Origin of the sequence: Rhodoferax sp. (genome assembly GCF_039922535.1) — a bacterium.
Lineage (GTDB): Bacteria > Pseudomonadota > Gammaproteobacteria > Burkholderiales > Burkholderiaceae_C > Rhodoferax_B.
Map to the genome: position 1 here is coordinate 1 of NZ_JBDTEM010000457.1, position 4940 is coordinate 4940.

Annotated in this window: 5 protein-coding genes; 3 read left to right on the forward strand and 2 right to left on the reverse strand. The window is 64.1% G+C overall.

The genetic code is table 11. The features are described 5' to 3' along the window. The first annotated feature begins 89 nt into the window (after window positions 1-89). From ABI213_RS21770 to ABI213_RS21780, 3 genes are read left to right on the forward strand one after another with little or no spacing between them, the layout of a single operon-like run. Window positions 90-971 (forward strand): carbohydrate ABC transporter permease, encoded by an 882-nt coding sequence (locus ABI213_RS21770; protein ID WP_348007811.1) that lies wholly within the window; start codon window positions 90-92, stop codon window positions 969-971. A 32-nt stretch (window positions 972-1003) separates the two neighbouring features. Beyond that, the gene (locus ABI213_RS21775) at window positions 1004-2212 is read left to right on the forward strand and encodes a beta-L-arabinofuranosidase domain-containing protein (RefSeq protein WP_348028628.1); all 1209 of its coding nucleotides are present in this window, start codon (window positions 1004-1006) and stop codon (window positions 2210-2212) included. Then, on the forward strand, window positions 2121-2957 hold the full coding sequence (locus ABI213_RS21780) for a beta-L-arabinofuranosidase domain-containing protein (protein WP_348028630.1): 837 nt from the start codon (window positions 2121-2123) through the stop codon (window positions 2955-2957). Before ABI213_RS21775 ends, ABI213_RS21780 begins: the two co-directional genes overlap by 92 nt. A gap of 106 nt (window positions 2958-3063) precedes the next feature. Here ABI213_RS21780 and ABI213_RS21785 read toward each other — a convergent pair whose 3' ends face one another. Together ABI213_RS21785 and ABI213_RS21790 are read right to left on the reverse strand one after the other, a co-directional pair. Beyond that, window positions 3064-4410, reverse strand: a complete 1347-nt coding sequence (locus ABI213_RS21785) for a sigma 54-interacting transcriptional regulator (RefSeq protein WP_348028632.1) — start codon at window positions 4408-4410, stop codon at window positions 3064-3066. 12 nt (window positions 4411-4422) lie between these two features. Continuing rightward, window positions 4423-4800 carry a response regulator gene (locus ABI213_RS21790; protein WP_348014553.1) on the reverse strand — a complete coding sequence of 126 codons (378 nt, stop codon included), beginning with the start codon at window positions 4798-4800 and terminating at the stop codon, window positions 4423-4425. Window positions 4801-4940: the final 140 nt, after the last annotated feature.

Below are 4940 nucleotides of genomic sequence, written 5' to 3' on the forward strand. Positions count from 1 at the left end.
GCTGGGTTATGGCGCGGCCATGTCGGTGGTGCTGCTGCTGATCTTGCTTGCCCTGTCGGTGCTGCAGATGTACCTGCTGAGAGATGGCAATGACTGATACCGCCCGCTCCCACCGCCTAAGTATGCTAAGTATGGCCAGGCGCGGGCTGGGCACCAACGCCCTGTACTTTGGCGTGTGCACCCTGCTGCTGCTGATGTTCTTGTTCCCCATTGCCTGGTCGGCACTGACCTCACTGGAAACCAGTGCAGAAGCCATGGCCTCGCCGCCGGTGTACTGGCCCAGCCGCTTCTCGCTGGAGAACTACCGCAAGCTGGCCGAATACGGCCAAGGCATCCGGCTCTACCTGTGGAACAGCGCCTCGGTGGCAACCATGACGGTATTTGCCACGCTGGTCTTGTCCACGCTGGGCGGTTACGGCTTTTCGCGGTTTCGCTTTCCGGGGCGCAACGCCATCTTCATGCTGATCTTGGTCACGCTGATGATTCCCTACCAGTCCATCCTCAACCCGCTGTTCATCCTGCTGCGCATCTTGCACTTGCAGGACACCCAGGTCGGCCTGGCGCTGGTCTACACCACCTTCCAGCTACCGTTTGCGGTGTTCATGATGCGCAACGCCTTTGATGCCATTCCCATCGAGATTGAAGAAGCTGCCGTGCTGGACGGCTGCAACCCCTTGAATTTGCTGCGCCAGGTGATGCTGCCGCTGGTCGGGCCCGGGCTGGCCGCGGTGGGCTTGTTTGCCTTCTTCGGTTCGTGGAACGAGCTGCTGGCCGCGCTGATTTTGATATCCGACGCCCGCGCCTTCACGCTGCCCGTGATGCTGCTCAACGCCCAAAGCGGGCAGCTGGGCTCGGTCAACTGGGGCGTGATGCAGGCGGGCATCACCCTGTCCATTCTTCCCTGTGCGCTGCTGTTTTTGCTGCTGCAGCGCCACTACATCGACGGCCTTGTGGCCGGTGCCGTCAAGTAATGATTTACCCATTAGCGTCTAAAGGAGCCTCTGTGCCGAATGCAAACCCCGCCGCCTACGCGGTAGATGTCAGCCGCAGCCCGGCGACCGTACTCACCCCCGTGCCGGTGGCTGCCGTCAGCCTGGCCGGGGAGTTTTGGGGCCCGCGCGTGCAGCGCAACCTGGCCACCACCCTGCCCACCCAGTACGCCCTGCTGGAAAGCACCGGCCGCTTGAACAACTTCCGCCGGGTCACAGGCGACTGCAGCGATCCGTACGCCGGCATTTTCTTCAACGACTCGGACGTGTACAAATGGATCGAGGCCGCCTCCTGGGCGCAGGCCAAGGGCCCCGTTCCGGCGCTGCAAACCTGCATTGACGAAGCCATCACGCTGATCGAAGCTGCGCAGGATGTGGACGGCTACATCAACACCTACTTCAGCGTGGAGCGCAAAGGCCAGCGCTGGACCGACCTGCGCGACCTGCACGAGATGTACTGCGGCGGCCACCTGATCCAGGCGGCCGTGGCTCACCACCGCGCCACCGGCAGCACCCGGCTGCTGACCGTGGCCTGCCGCTTTGCCGACCTGCTGTGCACGCTGTTTGGCCCGGCAGACCAAGGCAAACGTGTCGCCGTGGACGGCCATGAAGAGATCGAAATGGCGCTGGTCGAGCTGTGGCGTGAAACCGGCCACGCCCGCTACCTGGCGCAGGCCCGCTTCTTTATCGACGCCCGTGGCCAGGGCCTGCTGCACAGCGGGCGCTGGGGCTTGGAGTACTTTCAGGACCACGTTCCGTATCGCCAGATGCAGCAGCTGTGCGGCCACGCCGTGCGCGCCCTGTACATGGTCTGCGGTGTGACCGACGTGGTGCTGGAAACCGGCGATGCCGAGCTGCTGGCGTTGCTGGAATCGCAATGGACCCACTTGACCACACGGCGCATGTACATCACCGGCGGGCTGGGTGCGCGCCACGACGGCGAGTCGCTGGGCAAAGACTTCGAGCTGCCCAACGCCCGCGCCTACACCGAAACCTGCGCCGCCATCGGCAGCATGATGTGGTGCCACCGCATGCTGGCCGCCACGGGCAAGGCGCGCTACGCCGACCTGATCGAATGGACTTTGTACAACGGCATGCTGCCCGGCTGGTCGCTGGACTTTGTACAACGGCATGCTGCCCGGCTGGTCGCTGGACGGCAGCCACTACTTCTACGTCAACCCGCTGGAAGACGACGGCAGCCACCACCGCCAGGCTTGGTATGACGTGGCCTGCTGTCCGCCCAATGTAGCGCGCACCCTGGCCGAGCTGCCCGGCTACGTGTACAGCACCCGCGCCGACCAGATCTGGGTCAACCTGTACATCGAGGGCACGGCCCACATTCCGCTGGGCACGCACACCATCCACCTGGCGCAGCACACCCGCTACCCCTGGGACGGCACGGTAGAGATCACGGTGGAAACTGCTGGCAGCTTTAGCCTGCAGTTGCGCATTCCGGGCTGGTGCACAGAGGGTGCCAGCCTGCAAGTCAACGGCGACCCGGTGGACATTTCTGCCGTGGCTGCCAATTACGTGCCCTTGCAGCGCCACTGGCAGGCTGGTGACGTGGTGCAGCTGGTGCTGCCCATGCCCGTGCGCCAGTGGGAAAGCCACCCCGAAGTGCACGAGAACGCCGGGCGCATGGCCATCAGCCGGGGCCCGGTGCTGTACTGCCTGGAAGCGGTAGACCACCCCGGTGCCGACATCAATAGCCTGGTACTGGACGCGCACACGCCGCTGACGCCCGTGTTCGATGCCACGCTACTGGGCGGTGCCGTGCTGCTGAAGGGCCAGGCCCAGCATGTCGCCAAGGCACACGGCTGGGGTAGCAGCCTGTACCAAGCGGTGGACCCGGACGCGCAAGCCACGCCCACCCCGGTGGCGGTGCAGGCCATTCCGTACTTTCTATGGCAAAACCGGGGGCCATCACAGATGGCGGTGTGGGTGAAACGGCAATACCGCTGCTGCTAATTTCTAGAAAATAGCTGCAAAATAAATAGCTGCTGCCGCAGGTTATACCTGCGCCAGTGGCCATTTTTATCCTTAATTTTTTCTACTAAAACCATAGCAATTCCCGTCAGGCCCTGAACTGGCCCGCATCGATGCCGTGCCGGGCCAGCAGCGCATAAAAGTCGGTGCGGTTGCGGCGGGCCAGTTTGGCGGCCTGGGCCACGCTGCCGTTGGTGATTTTGAGCAGCTGGGTCAGGTAGCCGCGTTCAAACTCTTTGCGCGCCTCGTCCAGCGGCAGCAGTTCGTTGCCCTGGCTGGTCAACGCGCTTTGCACCAGGGTGGCGGGGACGATGGAGCCGGTGCACAGCACCACGCATTTCTCCACCACGTTTTGCAGCTGCCGCACATTGCCGGGCCAGGCGGCCGTGCTGAGCTGCTCCAGCCCGCCCGGGGCAAACGCGGTGATGGACTTGGCGTAGCGCTGCGACAGGCTGCGCATGAAGTGGTTGGCCAGCAGCACCACATCTTCGCGGCGCTCGGCCAGGGGCGGCAGGGTCAGGCCCACCACATTCAGGCGGTAAAACAGGTCTTCCCGAAAGCGCCCTGCGGCCACCTCGTCTTGCAGCAGGCGGTTGGATGCCGAGATCACCCGCACGTCCACCTTGTGCGACTTGGCCGCGCCCACGGGCCGCACCTCGCGCTCTTGCAGCACACGCAGCAGCTTGACCTGCATGGCCAGGGGCAGGTCGGCAATTTCGTCCAGAAAGATCGTGCCCCGGTGGGCGCTGGTGAACAGGCCCACGCTGTCGCGCACGGCACCGGTAAACGCACCCTTGGCATGGCCAAACAGCTCGGACTCGACCAGGTTCTCAGGGATGGCTCCGCAGTTCACGGCCACCATCGGCTCGGCACCACGGGGGCTGGAGGCGTGCAGGGCCCGCGCCAGCAGTTCCTTGCCGGTGCCGCTTTCGCCGTAGATGAGCACGGAGGCATCGCTTTGGGCCATCAGCCGCGCCTCGGCCAGCAGCTTCTCCATCAGCGGGCTGCGGGTGACGATGGCCTCGCGCCAGGTTTCGCCGCCGTCTTCGCTGGGCATGTCGGCCCCCAGGGCGGATGACACGGCCAGCGCACGGTCAACTTCGCGCATCAGGTCCGCACCCTCAAACGGTTTGGTGATGTAGCCAAACACGCCGCGCTGCATGGCCTTGACGGCATGGGCGATGGTGCCGTTGGCCGTGAGCATCAGCACCGGCAGCAGCGGGTAGCGGCGGTGCACGGCCTCAAACAGCTGCAGGCCGTCCATGCCGGGCATCTGCAGGTCGGTGATCATGGTGTGCGGCAGCTCTTGCTCTAGCTTGGCCAGCGCCGCGGCGCCGCTGGCGGCTTCGATGGCGGTATGGCCCTCGTAGTGCAGGCGCAGTGCCAGCAGGCGCAGCAGCGCGGGGTCATCGTCCACGATCAGGATGCGGGCCATGCGGTCAAGTTATCAAGGGGCCGGGATGACCGGCAGGTATTGCTGCAGCACCGCGCGCAATTGTGCAAAGTTGAAAGGCTTAATAACGTAGCCGCTGGCCCCGGAGCGCAAGGCTTCTTCCAGGCGCTCGGGTTCGGCGCTGGCAGACAAAAAGATGAATGGGATGTGTTGCAGCACGGGATGGCGTTGGAGCGCGGCCAGCACGTCCATGCCGTTCAAGGGGGACATCATGATGTCGCACAAAATCAGCGCGGGCGGGTGGTCCAGCGCGGCTTGCAAGCCCTGTTGACCGTCGGCCGCAGCCACACCTTCATGGCCTTCCAGCCGGATGAAGCGCAGCAGATTCACACGGATCGGAGCTTCGTCTTCGATCACCAAAATACGCGCCATGTCTGTTCCCGGTAGACCCACGGATCGCAAAACCACTCTGACCGGGCAGGCGTGGCGGATCGGATCTAGCGCTGCCCAAGTCAGCGCATTTTATAAGGGTCTTCAGAGCGGAGAAAGCGGCGCTAGATCCGCACAGAAAA

What these genes read in the sequence shown, in the direction of transcription:
- ABI213_RS21790 (WP_348014553.1), bottom strand. Translation starts at nt 4,800, where the DNA reads ATGGCGCGTATTTTGGTGATCGAAGACGAAGCTCCGATCCGTGTGAAT.
- ABI213_RS21770 (WP_348007811.1), top strand. Translation starts at nt 90, where the DNA reads ATGACTGATACCGCCCGCTCCCACCGCCTAAGTATGCTAAGTATGGCC.
- ABI213_RS21780 (WP_348028630.1), top strand. Translation starts at nt 2,121, where the DNA reads ATGCTGCCCGGCTGGTCGCTGGACGGCAGCCACTACTTCTACGTCAAC.
- ABI213_RS21785 (WP_348028632.1), bottom strand. Translation starts at nt 4,410, where the DNA reads ATGGCCCGCATCCTGATCGTGGACGATGACCCCGCGCTGCTGCGCCTG.